The organism is Bacillus sp. FSL W7-1354, assembly GCF_038002405.1.
Taxonomy (GTDB): domain Bacteria; phylum Bacillota; class Bacilli; order Bacillales; family Bacillaceae; genus Bacillus; species Bacillus paralicheniformis.
This window is the reverse complement of sequence record NZ_JBBOCL010000001.1, coordinates 2,703,466-2,722,132: the sequence shown is the minus strand read 5'-3', so window position 1 is coordinate 2,722,132 and position 18,667 is coordinate 2,703,466. Positions and strand designations below refer to the sequence as shown.

Genomic DNA, 18,667 nt, shown 5'->3' with positions numbered 1-18,667 from the left:
GAGGTAGACGATGAAAAAGTACAGAAATCGCCAAACCCTTTTGTTTCTGGCCGCAGTTTTACTTTTTGCCTTACAGATTCCGATATCGTCCGCGGCGGAAAAAGAGCACATTCAGCTTAGTTCACCGGCCATCAGGCATACTTCTGTTGAACAAGTAAAAAAAGGAGACGACTTGTATTTTTCCGCGGAGGCGGCCGCCGACACGGTCATTCTGTATTACAAGCAGCATGCCGAATTGCCGTATCGGGGGATTCCGATGGAAGTAGAGCCGGGCAAACAGAATGGCTATATTGCCAAGTTGGAAAGCGAATCCATAGCATCCGACAAAGTCCAGTATTACATTGAGGCTCAGGCCGGTCGTTCCTCTGTGAAGACGGATGTGTATACTGTCGTTCTGAAAGGCGTACGTACGGATACACAAAAGCTTCCGGAGCTGTTGATCACGGAAATGGCTGTCGACACGTCAAACACCGGTGCAAAGGACGGCTATGAATTTATTGAAGTTTATAACAATACCAATAAAGCTGTTCATCTGAACAATTACAAAATGAAATACAGGCATCCTGAAAAGGGCAAGGAATCAGACAACGTCTGGCCTTTTGAACGCGATGATGTGGCGATTCCTTCCGGTCAAACACACGTGTTTTGGGTGAAAAATCGCTCAAACGGACATTTGACGGAAGATGACTTCAATCAGCATTACGGTGTTCACCTTCGTGAAGGCAAAACGCTTTCTGTTCTCAAAGGGAGCGGCCTGGCGAATACGGCGCCGAGAGAGGTGATTATCTGCACAAACAGCGGGGAAGAGGTCGCATCTGCCCGTTATCAAAGCAAGCCGGATAAAACTGATGTCACTAAAAATAAAGCGCTTCTTTATCGATATCCGCTGGATGGAACGAAGCATATGAAAATGATATCGGCCGGGGAAGAAACACCGTCTCCTGGTTCGCTCCTGAAGGCGCAGGTTCCTTCACAGACGGTGACGGTCATGCCTGACAGAGAAAAGCCGGCGATCCATGATTTGACGGATCATCAAGCGGTCAAACCGGGTGAAACGATTCAGCTCTTAGCTGACATGAAAGACAATCGGCAAGTGAAACAGGCGCAGTTTTTCTACCGTATGAATGATGATGAGCCGTTTACTGAAGTCCGTGTTGAAAAAAGCCGCAATGACGGTTTGTACCGCCACAATATCTATTTTGCCGAGCTCATTGGCAAAGAAAAAGTGGAATACTATATGCGAGCCGGCGATGGATCAAATGTTACGGCGACTGAAAAGAAAACGATACCGCTTGAACAGCGGATTTTAAAGGGGCTCAGGCTGAATGTAAGCGAAGGCGGAACCGTTTCCGGAAAAATGCTGTTGAAAGCCACAGCAGAAAAGCCGCCTTTTGAAACGACAATTCGGATTGACGGAATTGAACAAAAAAAAGGTGAATCAGCGCTTGAAAAAAAAGCCTACTTTGCCTTCGATGTCAATCAAACAAATCTGTATTTTAAAAATGCTGTAACGATCGGCAGAAGGGTTCAAAAAGTTTTTGACGATTCGCGCCGCCGGTATACGACCATTACGGTTCCGGTTTCTCCGGAGGAATTTAAAAAAGGAAAGCCGTTTGCGATTAAAGTTCGTTCAGGCACGAAGTCAACCCCATTTGAACAATCTGCAGAAGAAAACAGGGATGATTTTGTCCTCAAGAATCCCCGTCTTATCTTAGCGGATGGGACCATCATTCGCGATGAGCAGTACGACGATCCGAAAGCTGAGCTTCCGGCCGGCGACGGTCCAGGGGCGCGCGAATGGTATGAATTCCGTTTTTCGATTCCGGAAGCCAAGTTTACAGCGCTTGCCAGTCAATGGCATACACAGGCCTGGGATGAAGGGCCGCACATCGTTGAAGCGGAGAATGGCGAAGAAAGGCTCATCCGCAGGGTGACGGTTGATAATACAGGCCCTGAGATCAAAACGTCATTAAAAGACGGCAGGACGTATAAAGGATCGTTTGAGATCAATGCGGTCGCACACGATAAATGGAGCGGTGTGAAAAGCATAAAAGCCGTTCTTGACGGCAAAAAAATAGCGCTTCCCTATTTTATATCTTCTGCCGGCCTGGATGCGGGAAAGCACGAACTGAAAATAAAAGCGGAGGACAGCGCCGGCAACCTGTCAATCGTGAAAAAGGCATTTTATATTAAAGAGGAAAAGCCGGAGAAGCCCTCCCAGGTCAAAAATGCCCCCGGCAGCACACAAGCTAAGCTGGCCGTCCGCGTCAAGGACCCGACCAAAGATAAGATGAAAGTGTCATTCCATCAAGGGTTTCAGTACACTGTAAAAGACGAAGAGCACGTTGACGTGTCAGCGAACGAAAGCGGGACGGAACCTCCGCAAAGCTTTGCGGTCAAAGGGGAAAAGGCGCTTACAAAAGAAGAGCGCAGCGGCATGTCCGCACCTGACGGAAAAGGTTTTGAAACGTCATCAACAACAAAGTTTCCGTACCATCGCTTTGATGTCAAAGTGGATGAAAATACGGGGCCGAACGACAAGGTGGAAGTGCGGTGGCGAGGCAGTTCGCTTCCCGGCAGAAAAGTCTCCATGTTCGCTTGGAATTGGACGAGCAAGAGGTGGGAGACGCTGACATTCCATGTTGCAAAGGATGAAAAACCTTTCACCCTCAAAGGAAGCATAAAAGCTGCCGATTATATCCGTCAATCCAAGGCGAGCATCATCATTCAGGATCAAATTCAGCTTTCGCAAAATGACTATACATTTGTGTGGATGTCTGATACGCAATATTATTCGGAAAGCTATCCGCACATTTTTGAACGTCAGGTCAAGTGGATCGCCGAACAAAAGGATAAGCTGAACATTCAGTACGTCTTTCATACGGGGGATCTTGTGGATGAAGCGGATCAGCCGCTGCAATGGAAGCGCGCCGACCAGTTCATGAAAGTTCTCGACGACCATCAAGTTCCATACGGCGTGCTGGCGGGCAATCACGATGTCAGCCATAAAGACCGGTCTTATTTGAAATTCGGCAGGTATTTCGGGGAAAGACGTTTTAAACAAAAACCGCATTACGGCGGGTCTTATCAGAATAACAAAGGGCATTACGATCTCATCTCCAGCGGGGGAAACGACTATATCATGGTATCGATGGGGTGGGGTATCGGAAAAAAAGAACTGCAGTGGATAGATGATGTTCTGAAACGCCATCCCGATCGAAAAGCGATTTTGTCATTTCACGAGTTTTTGCTTGTCAGCGGAAGCAGAAGTCCAATCGGGGAGAAAATATTTGAACAGATCATCAAGCGGAATCCGAATGTGATCGCCGTGTTGAGCGGCCACTATCACAGCTCCAACTTAAAAGTCGACAGGCTTGATGATAACGGGGACGGCAAGACGGATCGCAAGGTGTATCAAATGCTTGCCGACTATCAGGGCGGTCCTGAAGGAGGCCAAGGTTATTTAAGAATTCTTCATGTAGATCCGAAGCATGACACGATCCATGTCAAAACGTATTCGCCATATCTTGACGACTATAATTTTTATGATCCGCACCAATTCGGCCCGAAAGACGAGTTCAACATCAAAACGGATCTGAAACCATGGAAGAAAAAGGTTAAAACCGATTATTTTGAGCTGAATGTCTTTTCGAACAAGGAAATTGGGAAAGCAAAAACGGTGAAAAGCGGAAAGACGGCTTCAGTGACATGGAAGGATTTACAGCCGAACACAACCTATTTCTGGTACGCCGCAGCTTCTGACCATTACGGCGGCAAAAGCAGATCTCAGATGTGGAAATTGACGACAAAAGATGACGGCATGAAATCCTTTTTGATAGATCAAACCGCCGGGGTGGGCTCAGCTCTGTGGCAATTGTCGGGGAGCCCCCCGCCGGCCGGCATGAAGTTAAAGCAAGCGAAACTTGAGCCGTCAGGTATGAAAAATCCCCCAATTGCTGTAATCGGCTTTTGGCTGGCTGCGGTATTCATTTGTGAACGTAAAAAGCATTTGTTTTCCTAAGGGGAGCAAATGCTTTTTAGTTTGTCACATCTTTTTTCAGACGGGTTGCCGTGTCGGTTTGTTTTTTTCTGTAAAGCGATAAAATGCTGACAGAAGCGATGACGGCAAGGGAAAGGACGGCGGCTGTGAAGTAGAGGTTAAAAAACCCCGTTCCCACACTTTCATGGATCGCTTCGCTTATAATGTCCTTGACTTTTGGATCGGGAATCTGGCTGAGTGATTCGTTCAGACGCGCTACGTCCGACTCACCGCCTGTAAATTCTTTTATCGGCATTCCTGCATCATTCAGTTTTTGTTTGATATGTGTGCCGATATTTTCGTAGCCGGCCGTTATATATCCTGCATACAAAGCGGGCGCCAAGGTCATTCCCATCTGCCTGACGAGTGATAATGTGCCGAGCGCTGTCCCGTAATCCTGTTTTGCTGCCTCTGATACAAGCATATTTAACGGCGCGCCTAACAGAAAACCAAAACCGACCCCTGCGATAATGCTTGCCAAAACAAATTCCCACTTCTCTGTCACCCAGACGGATAAGAGTAAAAACCCGGCGAACGAAATGATTCCCGAGAGCCATGCCGCTTTTACCGGTCCTTTCCGATCGGCGAGCATTCCGCCGAGCCCTGCTCCTATTCCCGAAGCCAGCGCCAGAGGCGTCATCCAATACCCCGCTTTTTCAGGAGCGACATGCAAATATTGTTCCGCATATGCAGGAATGAAAATAACGGCTGCCAAGAGTCCGCCGGATAAAAATCCGATAAAAAGCGTCCATTGAAACACCTTGTTTTTTAATAAGCTGTAGGCAAGTATCGGGTCGCCGCCTTTCAGTTCTATGCGTTTTTCATAAAAGATGAGTCCTGCAAACAGCGCGCAGCCGATCAGAAGAAAACAGTAAACCTTTGGGTCGGACAGGACGGCAGACATGTGCTGTCCGTTTATATTCGTTATTCCGTACATCACAGCTAAAATCCCAAGAGACAACAGCACAGTTCCGGCCAGATCGAGCGGCTTCTGTGTTCCGCCTTTTGTTTCTTTCATCAATGGAACGCTGAGAATGATCAGCACTGCGGCAATCGGAAGGTTGATCAAAAACAGCCAGTGCCAGCTTCCGGTCATATCCAAAATAAAGCTGCCGATATTCGGACCGAGCACTGCCGCGATGCCGTTCATCGCACCTAAAAGCCCCAGTGCGGTTCCCTGTTTTTCTTTAGGCAGCGCAGTGAGAATATGCGAGCTTCCGATAATAAAGATTCCGCCGCCGCCAAGCGACTGAATCAGCCTTGCCAATAAAAACATCGGGAAGTTTTGGCTCAATGCAACCAGCAGCGAACCGGCGCCAAACAGCAAGACTTCGATGATAAACAGCTTTTTACGTCCATACCGGTCAGACAGCTTTCCGACGATCGGGACGCTGACTGCCAAACCGAGCGTATAAAGTGTGATGCCCCAAGCTCCCCATGAGGGGGATACTTGAAAAGAATCGTTGATTGTCGTCAGTGCGGCTGAAATGATGCCATTGTCTAAAGCAGCCATAAACACGCCGATCGTAAATAATAATACGGCCCACTTTTGGTTCACACCATATATCCTCCTTTTTTATTAATTTAAAATGAATAATTCACTTTGAGTGAACTATTTTAATCATCCTTAAAAAAACACGTTTTGTCAAAAGAAATTTTTCAACAAAAAAAGCTGCGCCGTTTTCCGGGCAGCTTGTCTATTCATCGTCAGCTTTTAACGCTTTTTCAAGAATGGTAAGGCCTTCATTCACTTTGGTTTTTTCCTGTTCGTTCAGTTTCTGGAGCGCCTTTTTGAGCTTTTCGTGGCCCTTTTTGTAAAGGCTTCGAAAAATCCCCTTTGCATCTTCGGTTAGTTCAACAACAATCGTTCTCCGGTCTTGCTCGGAATGTGTTCTTTTGATGAAGTTCGCTTGTTCAAGGCGGCTCAGCAGTCCGGTCATATTTGAAAGGGAAGCGCCCATTTTTTCAGCGATTTCAGAGACTTTCAGTGTGCCGTGGTTGTTCAGAAGCATTAAAACCTTCATTTGCGGCATGCTGAGATCGAGCTTCATCCATTCGGAGACATCCCCCAGGCCGGCAGCGGTCAGTACTTTCATATAAAGAACCCATGTCTCTTTTTCTTCCGGGGTCAAAATGTCTTCGTTCAGCACGGTGGTATCATGGATATTGTATTTCAACGGTTCTTCACTTCCTTTTCGCGTTCCTCTTTACATACTACTGATTTTTCGCTTTGAAAGAAAGCCCGGGAAAAGAAGACTTCACCGAAGTGTCAAGGGGGGCCATTTTCAAAAAATGTTTTAGGTTCATTTTGAAAGTGATAGAATAAAGCTGAATGTCTAGTTCTTCATCTGAGAAGAGGAGGGTGCATCAATCGTGCCGAAAGTTCGAACAAAAGATGTGATGGATAAATTTAAGCTTGAGCTCATCAGCGGAGAAGAAGGGATCAACCGCCCGATTACGATGAGCGATTTATCAAGACCGGGCCTTGAAATGGCTGGTTATTTTACATACTATCCAAAAGAGAGGGTTCAGCTGCTTGGGAAGACCGAGATTACCTTTTTTGAAAAGCTTCCAGAGGAAGAAAAAAAGCAGCGGATGCTGTCGTTATGCACGGAAATTACACCGGCGATCATCCTTTCCCGTGATTTGCCGATTCCGCCTGAACTCATCGAGGCTTCCGAAGAAAACGGCGTGCCTGTGCTTCGATCCCCGTTAAAGACGACGCGCCTGACAAGCCGTCTGACGAATTTTCTTGAAAGCCAGCTCGCTCCGACAACTGCGATTCACGGCGTCCTCGTCGATGTTTACGGCGTCGGGGTGCTCATTATCGGAAAGAGCGGCGTTGGAAAAAGCGAAACGGCTTTGGAGCTTGTCAAAAGAGGCCATCGCCTTGTGGCGGATGACTGCGTTGAGATCAGACAGGAAGACCAGGATACATTGATCGGAAGCGCGCCTGAATTAATTGAGCATCTCCTGGAAATCAGAGGCCTTGGCATTATCAATGTCATGACGTTATTTGGCGCGGGGGCGGTCAGAAGCTTTAAGCGGATTACTCTTGTCATGAGTCTGGAGCTTTGGGAGCAAGGAAAGCAGTATGACCGCTTAGGGCTTGAAGAAGATACAATGAAAATTATTGATACAGACGTTCCGAAGCTGACAATTCCGGTTCGTCCGGGAAGAAATCTTGCCGTCATCATCGAAGTGGCCGCAATGAACTTCAGACTAAAGAGAATGGGTCTGAATGCCGCTGAGCAATTTACCCATAAGCTTGCGGATGTGATTGAAGATGGTGAGCTTGAAGAATAGGAGCTGACAATATGAATGAAACGATTGAACCTTTAAATCCGATTGCTTTTCACCTGGGGCCGATTGCTGTCCATTGGTACGGCATTATCATCGGCCTTGGCGCTTTGCTGGGCTTGTGGCTGGCGGTCAGGGAAGGCGAGCGGAGGGGGCTGCATAAGGACACCTTTGTCGATTTGGTGCTTTTTGCGATCCCGATTGCAATTTTATGTGCAAGGGCATACTATGTCATTTTTCAATGGGGCTATTACAGTGAACACCCGGACCAGATTATTCAAATATGGAACGGCGGCCTTGCGATCCACGGCGGACTGATCGGCGCCGTACTGACGGGAATCATTTATGCGAAGGTCAAAGGGCTTTCGTTTTGGAAGCTGGCTGATATTGCTGCTCCAAGCATCCTGCTCGGTCAGGCGATCGGCCGCTGGGGAAACTTTATGAACCAGGAAGCGCACGGTGAGGCGGTGTCAAGAGCGTTTTTAGAAAACCTCCACCTGCCTGATTTTATCATCAATCAAATGTACATCGACGGGCAGTACTACCAGCCTACCTTTTTGTATGAATCGCTGTGGAGCTTCACGGGAGTCGTCGTTCTGCTTCTTTTAAGAAAAGCGAATTTAAAGCGAGGCGAGCTGTTCTTAATCTATGTCATTTGGTATTCGATGGGACGCTACTATATCGAAGGCCTGAGAACGGACAGTCTGATGCTGACGGCGAACCTTCGCATCGCCCAGGTGATTTCAATCGTCCTGATCCTCAGTGCGGCTGCGCTGATAGCCTACAGACGTTTCAAAGGGCGAGAGATTAAACGGTATCAGGAGATGTAGCGATTTTACAAAGGGGAGACAGCAATGAAGGGAACTTTAAAAGCCGGCGCTGTGGCGGGACTGAAAACGACGTGGACACTCGGAAAAGTGATTTTTCCTGTCACGCTGATTGTCAGCCTGCTTCAGCATACACCGGTGATGGACTGGTTGATCAAGCTGATCACGCCGGCGATGGGAATTTTCGGGTTGTCAGGGGAAGCGGCGATACCGCTTGTGCTCGGTAACATGCTGAACTTGTATGCCGGAATTGCGGGGATTTTAACGCTTGATTTGACAGTTAAAGAAGTGTTTATTTTAGCGGTGATGCTGTCGTTTTGCCACAATTTGATTATCGAATCGACCGTTGCATCAAGGGTCGGAATTAAAATATGGCTTATTTTGCTTGTGCGCATCGGCCTCGCCGTTTTTTCGGCCTTTATCATTAACCTTGTCTGGCACGGCGGTCAGGATGCGGCTAAATACGGCTTGATCTCTGCGAAAAGCGCCGCTCCTTCCGGCTGGCTTGAAATTGCGCTTGAAGCCGTCACCAAGGCGGGTCTTGGTGTCCTTCAGCTTGCAGCCATCGTGATACCGCTGATGATCATCATTCAATATATGAGAGACCTTGGCTGGCTGCATACTTTTTCAAAGTGGTTTGCACCGCTGACGAGAATGCTCGGCATGAAAGAGAACACCTCAATGACGATGGTTGCCGGGCTGACGATCGGCCTTGCATATGGGGCCGGCGTTATGATCAAAGCGGTCGAAGAAGACGGCGTCAGTAAAAGAGATGTAACGATCGCGTTTATTTTTCTCGTTGCCTGTCACGCGGTTGTGGAAGACACATTGGTATTTATCCCGCTCGGCATTCCGGTCTGGCCTCTTTTGTTGATCAGGCTTGTAACCGCGATTCTGCTGACGATCGCGATTTCGCGCATCTGGAGAAAGCCGGGTTATTCCGTTCGCAGAAAGGAAGCTTTGTATGAAAGTTAATACGGTTTTATTTGATTTGGATGGAACGCTCATCAATACAAATGAGCTGATCATCGCCTCATTTTTGCACACGCTCGACCATTATGCACCGGGACGCTATAAACGGGAGGATGTCCTTGCTTTCATCGGACCTTCCCTTTATGAAACGTTCTCAAGCATTCAAAAGGATAAGGCTGAAGAAATGATCACCATGTACCGGACATTTAATCATCAGATGCATGATGAACTGGTAACAGAGTATGAGACGGTTTACGAGACGCTGGAACGCCTCGCGGAAGAAGGGTATAAGCTCGGGATTGTCACGACAAAGCTGCGGGACACCGTTATCATGGGGCTTAAACTGACGGGGCTTGATGCCTTTTTCGAGACGGTTGTGACGCTGGATGACGTCAAGCGGCCGAAGCCAGATCCCGAGCCTGTTTTGCTCGCCCTTTCCCAGCTTGGCAGCCGTCCGGAAGAAGCCATCATGATCGGTGATAATTACCACGATATATTAGCAGGGAAGAACGCCGGAACGAAAACAGCAGGCGTTGCGTGGACGATTAAAGGAGAAGAAAGCCTGGCTAAACACGAGCCTGATTTTATGCTCCAGCAAATGAGCGATCTCCTTCGCATTCTTGAGGTGGAGAAAGCTTGAGAAAAACGAAGCGCTATCCGGTGTCCGGCTCCAATTCCTTATGGCACATCTATCAGACGGTTCCATTTTTTAAAGTGGTCAAAAACTTTATCGTCATTCAGGCAGCGCGCTATACGCCGTTTCTTGGGATGAAAAATTGGATGTACCGGACGTTTTTGCGGATGAAAATCGGAGAGAAATGCTCATTTGCTTTAATGGTCATGCCGGATATCATGTTTCCTGAAAAGATCTCCGTCGGGCGTAACACCGTGATCGGCTACAATACGACCATTTTGGCGCACGAGTATTTAATAAAAGAATATCGGCTCGGCGAGGTTGTCATCGGCGATGAAGTCATGATCGGAGCCAATACGACGATCCTTCCAGGCGTCGAAATCGGAGACGGCGCCGTCATTTCCGCCGGTACGCTCGTTCATAAAGATGTGCCTCCGGGCGCTTTTGTCGGCGGAAATCCGATGCGGCTGATCTATACAAAAGAAGAAATGGAAAAAAGGTTGGAGACCCCCGCTGAATAAAGAACGGGGGCCTTTATTTGCAATCAAAGTTAAAATTCATGATTGTTCCTTTCCGTAATATGCTTCACACCGATCCACTTCTTTCCGACTTTTGAGTACCTTGTATTTGTCATCGTAACGGAACTTGTACTGCTGTCGGTTCTGAAGATGGCCTCTTTCATGTTTGTAATCGTGCAGTTATCAATATTGACCACTGCCTTAAATGTCGAGCCTCCGAGCTGGCGAATGAATTTGCCTCCTTGATCCGCAGTGAAATTTTTCACGGTAAATGTACTCGCTTTATTAATCTGAAAGATTTTGTCCGCGGCAAGCCGGGCTGATCCTCCGTTAATCGTGACATTTCCTTCGCTTTTGACAGTCAGGGCATCTTCGCCGACATCTTCCCAAACAACATTGCTTATAGAAACGTTACCATAAGTGTGAACACCGTCAGCAGCAGGAGCGCCAAGCACGACATTTTTGAGCGTTGCACCATTCTCCACTTTGAAAATCGGTTTTTGATCTTCGCGCTGGCTTCCGTCCCCCAGCTCCGGACCTGCAATCAACCGCTTGCCTTTCCCGTCATACGTTTGTCCTTTTTCGACCACGATCGTTTTGTGAACGACCTCGGCGGCCGAGGCTTTTTCGGGCAGAGCCTGTCCAAACCCGCAGACGAGCAAACCTGACAAAATAACCGTACCTGCTAATCTCTTCATCATTTTCATCCTCCTCATGAAATATTGTTCAAAACAGATTTGTCTCCCTTAGATGAAAGCAATTTCTAGACTTTTTGCAATAAGATGAGACACCTATTTCGGTACTATCATATATGCGGGCTTGCTGAAAAGTAAACGAATAATTTGAATATTATGAAAAAACAGTAAATTGAACACGTGCAATGAGGTTGTTTTCTGTATTTTGGATGTGATGAAAGGGTAAAGAGGCTTATTTTAATAGGGGTTGAAAGAACTAAAAAAGGCAGGGGTTAATCTGCCTTTTTAAGCGGCGATCACGATCGCCTGACTGCCCATTTGTGTCCATGATTTCTCAAAATTTTCTCTGTCTGTTTTTCTGTTTTTATATCCGTACGGATCATTCAAATAAACGTAATCCTCATCATAGCCTGTCACGGCAACACTGTGAACGCTGTACGTCACATCGATTTTACCTGACGGCGTATTCCATGTTTCCATATCGTTGACTGGACTGAAATGAACAGTGGTGATAACCCAAACCGGTCTTCCCTGATTCAGCTGTTCATATATTTTCTCCGGCTCACTTCCCGTCAAATCGACAGCTTTAGTACCTGCGTATGAATAGGCCAAATCGTAAATCGGGCCATGGTAGACACTCAGTCCGGGTCCGTTTTCCATATCTCCCACAAAGCCGTCGTTAGGATTTCCCTTTAAGCCGCTTTCATAGTGCAGAGGCACTCTTTTCACCTCATTAGCAAGCTCATTTTTTGTGACATGATATCCGCTGTAGTTTAAGATCATCGCCAGGCTGGCGACTTCGCAGCCGTTATAAAGCTTCGGCGAGTCCATTTGGTTGATCAGCGGGACGTCAAGCGGCTGATGTACTTCTTTATTGTCAGCTGCATTCTTATGGCTGCTGTGAAGCATTTCGGCTAACGGGCTTAACGCATCTTTAGAAAACAGTATAAGAACGGTGGTTATAAGAGCTGCTACGAAAAAAATTAAAAAAAGAGTTTTGAAAAATTTCATTCTGAGTCTCCTGTCTTCCCTTTGCTGGTTTGGTTAAGGCAAAGATTTGCAATTGTTTATATTATAACATCAAGATGTTCATTACATAAAAGTTATCATTTCCCATACGGTCCGTAGTCTATTTTAAGAGCGGCTGTTGATTTTGATTCTTTTATCTGTTAGCATATTATCATATTAGCGAACTAAAGGATTCGGAATTTTCCTTCAAACAGTTATGGGGGTGCAAGTGTAGATGTTTATGTTTGAAAAACCGCATGGCATGCGGGATACGCTGCCTGTGCTTTACGAAACAAAGAAAAAGGTGCGCTCTTCATTAACAGAGGTGATGGCTTTGTGGGGGTATCAGTTCATGGAGACACCGGCCCTTGAATTTTATGATACGGTCGGTGTGCAGTCGGCCATATTGGATCAGCAGTTATTTAAACTCCTTGATCAGGAGGGGCAGACGCTCGTGTTAAGACCTGATATGACGGCCCCGATCGCAAGGGTGGCGGCCTCAAAGCTTCATAAAGATGATCACCCGCTTAGAGTGGGCTATGCTGCAAATGTGTTCAGGGCACAGGAACGTGAAGGCGGACGTGCCGCCGAATTTGAGCAAGTCGGCGTCGAACTGATCGGCGATGGATCTACAAGCGCTGACGCAGAAGTGATTGCACTCGTCATTTTTTCGCTTAAAAATGCCGGCCTGACTTCATTTAAAATCTCGATCGGCCATGTCGGAATTTCAGATGCTTTGTTTGTGGAGGTTTTAGGAAATGAAGAAAGGGCTCATGTCCTGCGGCGCTATTTATACGAAAAGAACTATGTCGGCTACCGGGAGCATGTAAAATCCCTCAATTTATCCTCAATTGATAAAAGCAGGCTGCTCGAGCTTTTGGAGCTGAGAGGCGGTATTGAAACGTGCGGCAAGGCGGCATCGATCATCGATTCTGAAAAAGGAAAACGCGCGGTTTCAGAACTGAAGACGCTTTGGGAGACACTCGGCGACTATGGTTGCACGGACGACATTAAGCTTGATTTAGGCATGGTCAGCCATATGAGCTACTATACGGGTGTTTTGTTTGAAATCTATGCTGAAAACGTCGGCTTTCCGATCGGAAACGGTGGCAGATACGACCAGCTTCTCGGCCGCTTCGACTCACCCGCTCCGGCAACCGGTTTCGGCATCAGGACTGACAGGCTGCTAGAAGCATTGAAGCCGGCGGAAGAGCAAGAAAAAATCGATGTCGTCATCTTCAGCACGGAACAAAGAAAAGAGGCGATCAAATTTGCCGAAGAAGAGCGAAGAAAGGGCAAAAAAGTCGTTATACAGGACTTAGCGGGAATCGGAGATATTGACCAAATGACAAAGTCTTTTCAAAACGTGACCTATTTTATCGGGGCCAGAAAGGAAGAGAAGCATGGGTAAGGAATTGACTATTGCGATGCCGAAAGGGCGGATATTTGAAGAAGCTGCCGATATGCTTCGAAAAGCAGGCTATCAGCTCCCTGAAGAATTCGATGATTCGAGAAAACTGATCATTCAGGTGCCTGAAGAGAACCTTCGCTTTATCCTCGCCAAGCCGATGGATGTCACAACATATGTCGAGCACGGGGTGGCCGATGTCGGAATCGCCGGCAAAGATGTGCTGCTGGAAGAAGAACGCGATGTCTACGAGGTTCTTGATTTAAACATCAGCAAATGCCGTCTTGCCGTAGCCGGCCTGCCAGAGACGGCGGCCGACAACGTTGCGCCCCGGGTTGCGACCAAGTATCCAAATGTCGCGTCAAGCTACTTCAGGGAGCAGGGAGAACAAGTGGAAATCATCAAGCTCAACGGTTCGATTGAACTCGCTCCCTTAATCGGACTTGCCGGCCGAATCGTTGATATCGTATCAACAGGACAGACTTTAAGGGAAAACGGGCTGGTTGAAACCGAAAAAATTTGCGACATCACGTCACGTTTCATCGTAAATCCTGTCAGCTACCGAATGAAAGACGCAGTCATCGATGAAATGGCTTCAAAACTTTCTCTTATTGTGGAAGGGGAAAAAGTAAAATGAAGATCAAAACCATCAGCGGAAATACGTCGGTTTCCCTAAAGCGCACCATTGACGCCGGAACGGAAGAGCAAAGAAAAGCGGTCCGCGGCATTATCGATGAAGTGAAAAAGTACGGGAATTCAGCAGTTTCCGCATTCACAAGACAATTTGACGGAGCGGATGTGGCCGACTTTCGCGTTTCTGAAGAGGAAATCAAGGAAGCATACATCACGCTCAATGAACGTGATCTCGAGATTATTCGGGCGGCGATTTTTAACATTAAAGAATATCATGAGCGGCAGCTCGCATCATCATGGTTTTACCACCGCAAGGACGGAACGATGCTCGGCCAGAAAATTACGCCCCTGGATTCAGCGGGAGTGTACGTGCCCGGCGGAACGGCTGCTTACCCATCATCCGTTCTGATGAATGTTATTCCGGCGCTTGTTGCCGGTGTCGATCGCATCGCCCTTGCCTCACCTCCGGGAAAAGACGGCAAATTGTCGGCGGGAGTACTGGCGGCTGCGGCTGAGCTTGGCGTCACAGAGATTTACAAAATGGGCGGCGCTCAGGCGATTGCCGCATTGGCTTACGGAACAGAAACCATTTCCCCTGTCGATAAAATCACAGGACCTGGAAATATTTATGTCGCCTTGGCTAAACGGGAAGTATTCGGCCAGGTTGATATTGATATGATCGCGGGCCCAAGTGAAATCGCCATTCTCGCTGATAGTACGGCAAACTACCGGGAAATCGCTGCTGATCTACTTTCGCAGGCTGAGCATGATGCGATGGCAGCGAGCATTCTTGTCACCGACTCAAAGCCGCTTGCCGAATCTGTTTTAAAAGAGGTTTACGAACAGCTCGAACATCTTCCAAGAAAAGAGATTACACGGCAGTCGATTGACAACCACGGTTTGATCTATGTTACAAAGACGATGCATGAAGCTGTTTCCGTCATCAATGAGCTCGCTCCTGAACATTTGGAAATTTTAACAGCTCAGCCTGACGCCCTGCTCGGACAAATCAAACACGCGGGCGCCATTTTCCTGGGCCGCTACAGTTCAGAGCCGGTGGGAGATTATTTTGCGGGCCCTAATCATGTTCTGCCGACTAACGGCACAGCCAGATTTTCAAGCCCGCTAAATGTGAACGACTTCCAAAAGCGCTCCAGCATCATTTCCTACAGCAGGGATGCATTCCGCGAGAATGCCGAGAGCATTGCGGCCTTTGCTAGATTGGAAGGACTTGAAGCCCATGCAAGAGCAATTGAATCCAGAAACCGGGAGGAAGACTGATGAGAAAAGCCGAACGGGCAAGAAAAACCAATGAAACTGATATTAAATTATCCTTTCATATTGACGGAGAAGGGAAAGCGGATATTCAAACGGATGTCCCGTTTATGACGCATATGCTCGATTTATTTACAAAACACGGGCAGTTTGACCTTTCAGTTGAAGCGAAAGGCGATGTTGAAATCGACGACCACCATACGACGGAAGATATCGGAATTTGTCTCGGACAGGCGCTTTTGGAAGCGCTCGGAGATAAACAAGGAATCAAACGCTACGGTTCGAGCATAGTGCCGATGGATGAAGCTCTCGCCCAGGTTGCGATTGATCTGAGCAACAGGCCGCACCTCGAGTTCAGAGCCGAATTCCCGAGCCGGAAAGTCGGAACCTTTGATACAGAGCTTGTCCATGAATTTTTGTGGAAGTTTGCGCTGGAAGCGCGAATGAATCTTCATGTCATCGTTCATTACGGTACGAATACTCACCACATGATCGAAGCGATTTTTAAAGCGCTGGGACGTGCGCTTGATGAAGCGACATTGATCGATCCGCGGGTAAAAGGAATTCCGTCAACGAAAGGAATGCTGTAAATGATCGGTGTCATAGATTACGGAATGGGAAACCTGTACAGCGTCTCTAAAGCGCTTGAACGGATCGATGCCCCTTATTTCGTATCCGAGCATCCGGATGAACTTAAGAAAGCGGACAGCTATATCCTTCCGGGAGTCGGCGCTTTTCGGGATGCGATGGAGACTTTAAGCCAGACCGGCCTGAAAACATTTATTCAAGATGCCGTAAGTGAAGGAAAACCTCTTCTCGGCATATGCCTCGGTATGCAGCTGTTATTTGAAGAAAGCGAAGAACGCGGGGCGTCAAAAGGACTCGGCCTTTTGAAAGGAAAAATCGTTAAACTGAAAGACTGTGACCAAGCGGGAGATCGCTTAAAAGTGCCTCACATGGGCTGGAATCTTCTCACGGTCCACCGCGACTCTCCGCTTTTACCAAAGACGAAAGAAGGGTATGCGTATTTCGTTCATTCGTATTATGTCTGCGGAATCGAAGAGGAAGCTTTGCTTGCCAGCGCCGAATACGGTGTGCGTGTGCCTGCTGTCGTCGGTTTTGGCAATGTATACGGCGCCCAGTTTCATCCGGAAAAAAGCAGTGCGGTCGGCATGTCGATCTTAAAGCGTTTCAAGCAGCTTACACAAGAACAGAAGGTGAAAAAATGAGCGAGTTTACTGTATACCCTACCATTGACATGAGAAACGGCAAATGCGTCAGGCTTATCCAGGGAGATTACGAAAAAGAAACGATTTACGGTCATTCCCCTCTCAATATGGCTTCCCGGTTTGCTGAGGCGGGGGCAGACTGGATTCATCTTGTCGATTTGGACGGGGCAAGAGAAGGCAAAAAAGTGAACGACAGACACGTCATAAGCATTGCTGATGAACTCAACGTTAAAGTGCAAGTCGGCGGCGGCATCAGAACCGAAAAAGACGTATATGACTACTTGTCGCAAGGTGTTGAAAGGGTGATCTTAGGCAGCTCGGCCGTATCAAATCCCGAGTTTGTCAAAAACATGCTGAAAGCTTACGGCCGGCATATCGCAATCGGTCTTGACGCAAGAGACGGATTTGTTTCGACTGAAGGATGGCTTGAGACCTCCTCCGTTAGAGCGGAAGAGCTTGGCCGCGAGCTTGCGAATGAAGGTGCGGAAGTTTTTATCTTTACCGACATTGCGACTGACGGAATGCTGTCAGGACCGAATATCAGCAGTACAGTGGAGCTTGCAAGGGCAACCGGCAAACAAGTCATTGCCTCCGGCGGTGTCAGCTCTCTCGCCGATCTTGAGGCGCTCGCTTCCCGGACTGTGGAAGGCGTCTCTGGCGCCATTGTCGGAAAAGCGCTGTATACCAATCAATTTACCGTGGCTGAAGCGCTTGAAAGGGTGGCGGCAAAGTGATCACAAAACGAATTATCCCGTGTTTGGACGTAAAAGACGGCCGCGTTGTCAAAGGTGTGCAGTTTGTTGAATTGAAAGATGCCGGCGATCCCGTTGAGCTGGCTGAAGTATATGATCGTGAAGGCGCCGATGAGCTTGTTTTTCTCGATATCTCGGCATCCCACGAGGGGAGAAAAACGATGGTTGACGTCGTTGAAAGAGTGGCGGCCAAGCTGGCGATCCCATTTACCGTCGGCGGCGGCATCAATCGTTTGGATGATATGAAAACGATCCTGCGGGCCGGCGCCGACAAAGTTTCCGTTAATACGGCTGCCGTTCTCCGTCCGGAGCTGATAACGGAAGGCGCTGACTTTTTCGGTTCTCAATGCATTGTCGTCGCGATTGATGCAAAATTCGATCCGGAAGCTGATCAGTATTATGTTTATACACACGGCGGACGTAAAAAGACGGACCTTGAGGCCGTCTCATGGGCGAAGGAAGCCGTTCAGCGGGGAGCCGGTGAAATCCTGCTGACAAGCATGGATGCAGATGGAGAAAAGAACGGATTTGACTGCAGGCTCACAAAGCTTGTGTCAGAAGCTGTTTCAGTCCCCGTCATTGCATCCGGAGGCGCAGGTCATGCGGGCCACATGTATGATACATTTGCAGAAGGGCGGGCGGACGCGGCTCTTGCCGCATCTATCTTTCATTACAAAGAAACATCTGTAAAAGAAGTAAAAGCTTATTTAAAAGAGCGCGGGGTGAATGTAAGATGATCAAGGCAGACGAGTTGACATTTAATGAAGCCGGCTTGATCCCGGCGATTGTCCAGGATGCAGCGAGCAAGGAAGTGCTGACACTTGCTTATATGAACAAAGAATCGTTTGAAAAAACGCTGGAAACGAAGGAGACATGGTTTTTCAGCAGATCGCGAGGAGAGCTCTGGCATAAGGGAGCGACGTCAGGAAACATTCAGCGTGTGATAGACATCAGGCTTGACTGTGATCAGGATGCGCTCATCGTGCTGGTCGAACCGGCGGGACCGGCCTGTCATACAGGAAGCTACAGCTGTTTTTCGCCCGGCGAACATATCAGACAGACTGATGGCGGCCGCTTTGACATCATCAATGAACTTGAAACGGTGATTGCTAAACGGCAGGCTGAAATGCCTGAAGGCGCATATACGACATATTTGTTCCGTGAAGGCGTTGACAAGATTTTGAAGAAGGTTGGCGAAGAAGCGGCGGAAGTCATTATCGCTGCAAAAAACCGGGATTCTGAAGAGCTGAGATGGGAAGCGGCTGACCTTCTTTACCATCTGCTCGTTTTGTTGAGGGAGCAGTCCCTGCCGCTTGATGATGTGCTTGGCGTCCTGAAAGAGCGCCATGAAGGCTCTGAATCATAAGCGCATTGCTT

18 protein-coding genes are annotated in these 18,667 nt (G+C 47.9%); 14 read left to right on the top strand and 4 right to left on the bottom strand.

The features are described 5' to 3' along the window. The first annotated feature begins 10 nt into the window (after nt 1-10). Nucleotides 11-4,021 (top strand): metallophosphoesterase, encoded by a 4,011-nt coding sequence (locus MKZ04_RS13920; RefSeq protein WP_341046171.1) that lies wholly within the window; start codon nt 11-13, stop codon nt 4,019-4,021. Between the two features lie 16 nt (nt 4,022-4,037). Here the strand turns inward: MKZ04_RS13920 and MKZ04_RS13915 are convergent, their stop codons facing one another. Both MKZ04_RS13915 and MKZ04_RS13910 read right to left on the bottom strand, forming a co-directional pair. Further along, nucleotides 4,038-5,597 carry an MFS transporter gene (locus MKZ04_RS13915; protein ID WP_035337765.1) on the bottom strand — a complete coding sequence of 520 codons (1,560 nt, stop codon included), beginning with the start codon at nt 5,595-5,597 and terminating at the stop codon, nt 4,038-4,040. A 139-nt stretch (nt 5,598-5,736) separates the two neighbouring features. Beyond that, nucleotides 5,737-6,216, bottom strand: coding sequence for a MarR family transcriptional regulator (locus tag MKZ04_RS13910; protein WP_020453079.1), 480 nt, complete (start codon nt 6,214-6,216; stop codon nt 5,737-5,739). A gap of 196 nt (nt 6,217-6,412) precedes the next feature. On the opposite strand from MKZ04_RS13910, the gene hprK reads away from it, so the two are divergent. From hprK to MKZ04_RS13885, 5 genes are read left to right on the top strand one after another with little or no spacing between them, the layout of a single operon-like run. Beyond that, nucleotides 6,413-7,345: an HPr(Ser) kinase/phosphatase gene (hprK, locus tag MKZ04_RS13905; protein WP_020453078.1), complete on the top strand. Its 933-nt coding sequence runs from the start codon at nt 6,413-6,415 to the stop codon at nt 7,343-7,345. 11 nt (nt 7,346-7,356) lie between these two features. Continuing rightward, nucleotides 7,357-8,169: a prolipoprotein diacylglyceryl transferase gene (lgt, locus tag MKZ04_RS13900; protein WP_020453077.1), complete on the top strand. Its 813-nt coding sequence runs from the start codon at nt 7,357-7,359 to the stop codon at nt 8,167-8,169. A 24-nt stretch (nt 8,170-8,193) separates the two neighbouring features. Next, nucleotides 8,194-9,141: a nucleoside recognition domain-containing protein gene (locus tag MKZ04_RS13895; protein WP_145654569.1), complete on the top strand. Its 948-nt coding sequence runs from the start codon at nt 8,194-8,196 to the stop codon at nt 9,139-9,141. Further along, nucleotides 9,131-9,778: a pyrophosphatase PpaX gene (gene ppaX, locus MKZ04_RS13890; RefSeq protein WP_341046167.1), complete on the top strand. Its 648-nt coding sequence runs from the start codon at nt 9,131-9,133 to the stop codon at nt 9,776-9,778. The genes MKZ04_RS13895 and ppaX overlap by 11 nt, the downstream gene beginning before the upstream one ends. Beyond that, entirely contained in the window at nt 9,775-10,293 is a 519-nt protein-coding gene (locus tag MKZ04_RS13885; RefSeq protein ID WP_023856365.1) for an acyltransferase, read from the top strand. Before ppaX ends, MKZ04_RS13885 begins: the two co-directional genes overlap by 4 nt. A gap of 29 nt (nt 10,294-10,322) precedes the next feature. Here the strand turns inward: MKZ04_RS13885 and MKZ04_RS13880 are convergent, their stop codons facing one another. Both MKZ04_RS13880 and MKZ04_RS13875 read right to left on the bottom strand, forming a co-directional pair. Beyond that, on the bottom strand, nt 10,323-10,991 hold the full coding sequence (locus MKZ04_RS13880) for a pectate lyase (RefSeq protein ID WP_445662244.1): 669 nt from the start codon (nt 10,989-10,991) through the stop codon (nt 10,323-10,325). A gap of 279 nt (nt 10,992-11,270) precedes the next feature. Further along, a complete protein-coding gene (locus tag MKZ04_RS13875) occupies nt 11,271-11,996 on the bottom strand; it encodes a C39 family peptidase (RefSeq protein WP_096748342.1) in 726 nt (241 codons plus the stop codon). Between the two features lie 232 nt (nt 11,997-12,228). On the opposite strand from MKZ04_RS13875, the gene MKZ04_RS13870 reads away from it, so the two are divergent. From MKZ04_RS13870 to hisIE, 8 genes are read left to right on the top strand one after another with little or no spacing between them, the layout of a single operon-like run. Then, nucleotides 12,229-13,404 carry an ATP phosphoribosyltransferase regulatory subunit gene (locus MKZ04_RS13870; protein WP_023856362.1) on the top strand — a complete coding sequence of 392 codons (1,176 nt, stop codon included), beginning with the start codon at nt 12,229-12,231 and terminating at the stop codon, nt 13,402-13,404. Continuing rightward, complete coding sequence (hisG, locus tag MKZ04_RS13865; protein WP_023856361.1) at nt 13,397-14,038, top strand: ATP phosphoribosyltransferase; 642 nt, start codon at nt 13,397-13,399, stop codon at nt 14,036-14,038. Before MKZ04_RS13870 ends, hisG begins: the two co-directional genes overlap by 8 nt. Continuing rightward, nucleotides 14,035-15,315 (top strand): histidinol dehydrogenase, encoded by a 1,281-nt coding sequence (gene hisD / locus MKZ04_RS13860; RefSeq protein WP_096748340.1) that lies wholly within the window; start codon nt 14,035-14,037, stop codon nt 15,313-15,315. The genes hisG and hisD overlap by 4 nt, the downstream gene beginning before the upstream one ends. Then, nucleotides 15,315-15,899: an imidazoleglycerol-phosphate dehydratase HisB gene (hisB, locus tag MKZ04_RS13855; RefSeq protein ID WP_023856359.1), complete on the top strand. Its 585-nt coding sequence runs from the start codon at nt 15,315-15,317 to the stop codon at nt 15,897-15,899. The genes hisD and hisB overlap by 1 nt, the downstream gene beginning before the upstream one ends. Beyond that, nucleotides 15,900-16,538, top strand: coding sequence for an imidazole glycerol phosphate synthase subunit HisH (gene hisH, locus MKZ04_RS13850; RefSeq protein WP_341046160.1), 639 nt, complete (start codon nt 15,900-15,902; stop codon nt 16,536-16,538). Further along, complete coding sequence (gene hisA, locus MKZ04_RS13845; protein ID WP_341046158.1) at nt 16,535-17,272, top strand: 1-(5-phosphoribosyl)-5-[(5-phosphoribosylamino)methylideneamino]imidazole-4-carboxamide isomerase; 738 nt, start codon at nt 16,535-16,537, stop codon at nt 17,270-17,272. Before hisH ends, hisA begins: the two co-directional genes overlap by 4 nt. Next, the gene (hisF, locus tag MKZ04_RS13840; RefSeq protein WP_096748338.1) at nt 17,269-18,027 is read left to right on the top strand and encodes an imidazole glycerol phosphate synthase subunit HisF; all 759 of its coding nucleotides are present in this window, start codon (nt 17,269-17,271) and stop codon (nt 18,025-18,027) included. The genes hisA and hisF overlap by 4 nt, the downstream gene beginning before the upstream one ends. Then, nucleotides 18,024-18,656: a bifunctional phosphoribosyl-AMP cyclohydrolase/phosphoribosyl-ATP diphosphatase HisIE gene (hisIE, locus tag MKZ04_RS13835; protein ID WP_096748337.1), complete on the top strand. Its 633-nt coding sequence runs from the start codon at nt 18,024-18,026 to the stop codon at nt 18,654-18,656. The genes hisF and hisIE overlap by 4 nt, the downstream gene beginning before the upstream one ends. Nucleotides 18,657-18,667: the final 11 nt, after the last annotated feature.

What these genes read in the sequence shown, in the direction of transcription:
- MKZ04_RS13920 (WP_341046171.1), top strand. Translation starts at nt 11, where the DNA reads ATGAAAAAGTACAGAAATCGCCAAACCCTTTTGTTTCTGGCCGCAGTT.
- lgt (WP_020453077.1), top strand. Translation starts at nt 7,357, where the DNA reads ATGAATGAAACGATTGAACCTTTAAATCCGATTGCTTTTCACCTGGGG.
- MKZ04_RS13895 (WP_145654569.1), top strand. Translation starts at nt 8,194, where the DNA reads ATGAAGGGAACTTTAAAAGCCGGCGCTGTGGCGGGACTGAAAACGACG.
- ppaX (WP_341046167.1), top strand. Translation starts at nt 9,131, where the DNA reads ATGAAAGTTAATACGGTTTTATTTGATTTGGATGGAACGCTCATCAAT.
- MKZ04_RS13880 (WP_445662244.1), bottom strand. Translation starts at nt 10,991, where the DNA reads ATGATGAAGAGATTAGCAGGTACGGTTATTTTGTCAGGTTTGCTCGTC.
- MKZ04_RS13875 (WP_096748342.1), bottom strand. Translation starts at nt 11,996, where the DNA reads ATGAAATTTTTCAAAACTCTTTTTTTAATTTTTTTCGTAGCAGCTCTT.
- MKZ04_RS13870 (WP_023856362.1), top strand. Translation starts at nt 12,229, where the DNA reads ATGTTTATGTTTGAAAAACCGCATGGCATGCGGGATACGCTGCCTGTG.
- hisG (WP_023856361.1), top strand. Translation starts at nt 13,397, where the DNA reads ATGGGTAAGGAATTGACTATTGCGATGCCGAAAGGGCGGATATTTGAA.
- hisD (WP_096748340.1), top strand. Translation starts at nt 14,035, where the DNA reads ATGAAGATCAAAACCATCAGCGGAAATACGTCGGTTTCCCTAAAGCGC.
- hisB (WP_023856359.1), top strand. Translation starts at nt 15,315, where the DNA reads ATGAGAAAAGCCGAACGGGCAAGAAAAACCAATGAAACTGATATTAAA.
- hisH (WP_341046160.1), top strand. Translation starts at nt 15,900, where the DNA reads ATGATCGGTGTCATAGATTACGGAATGGGAAACCTGTACAGCGTCTCT.
- hisA (WP_341046158.1), top strand. Translation starts at nt 16,535, where the DNA reads ATGAGCGAGTTTACTGTATACCCTACCATTGACATGAGAAACGGCAAA.
- hisIE (WP_096748337.1), top strand. Translation starts at nt 18,024, where the DNA reads ATGATCAAGGCAGACGAGTTGACATTTAATGAAGCCGGCTTGATCCCG.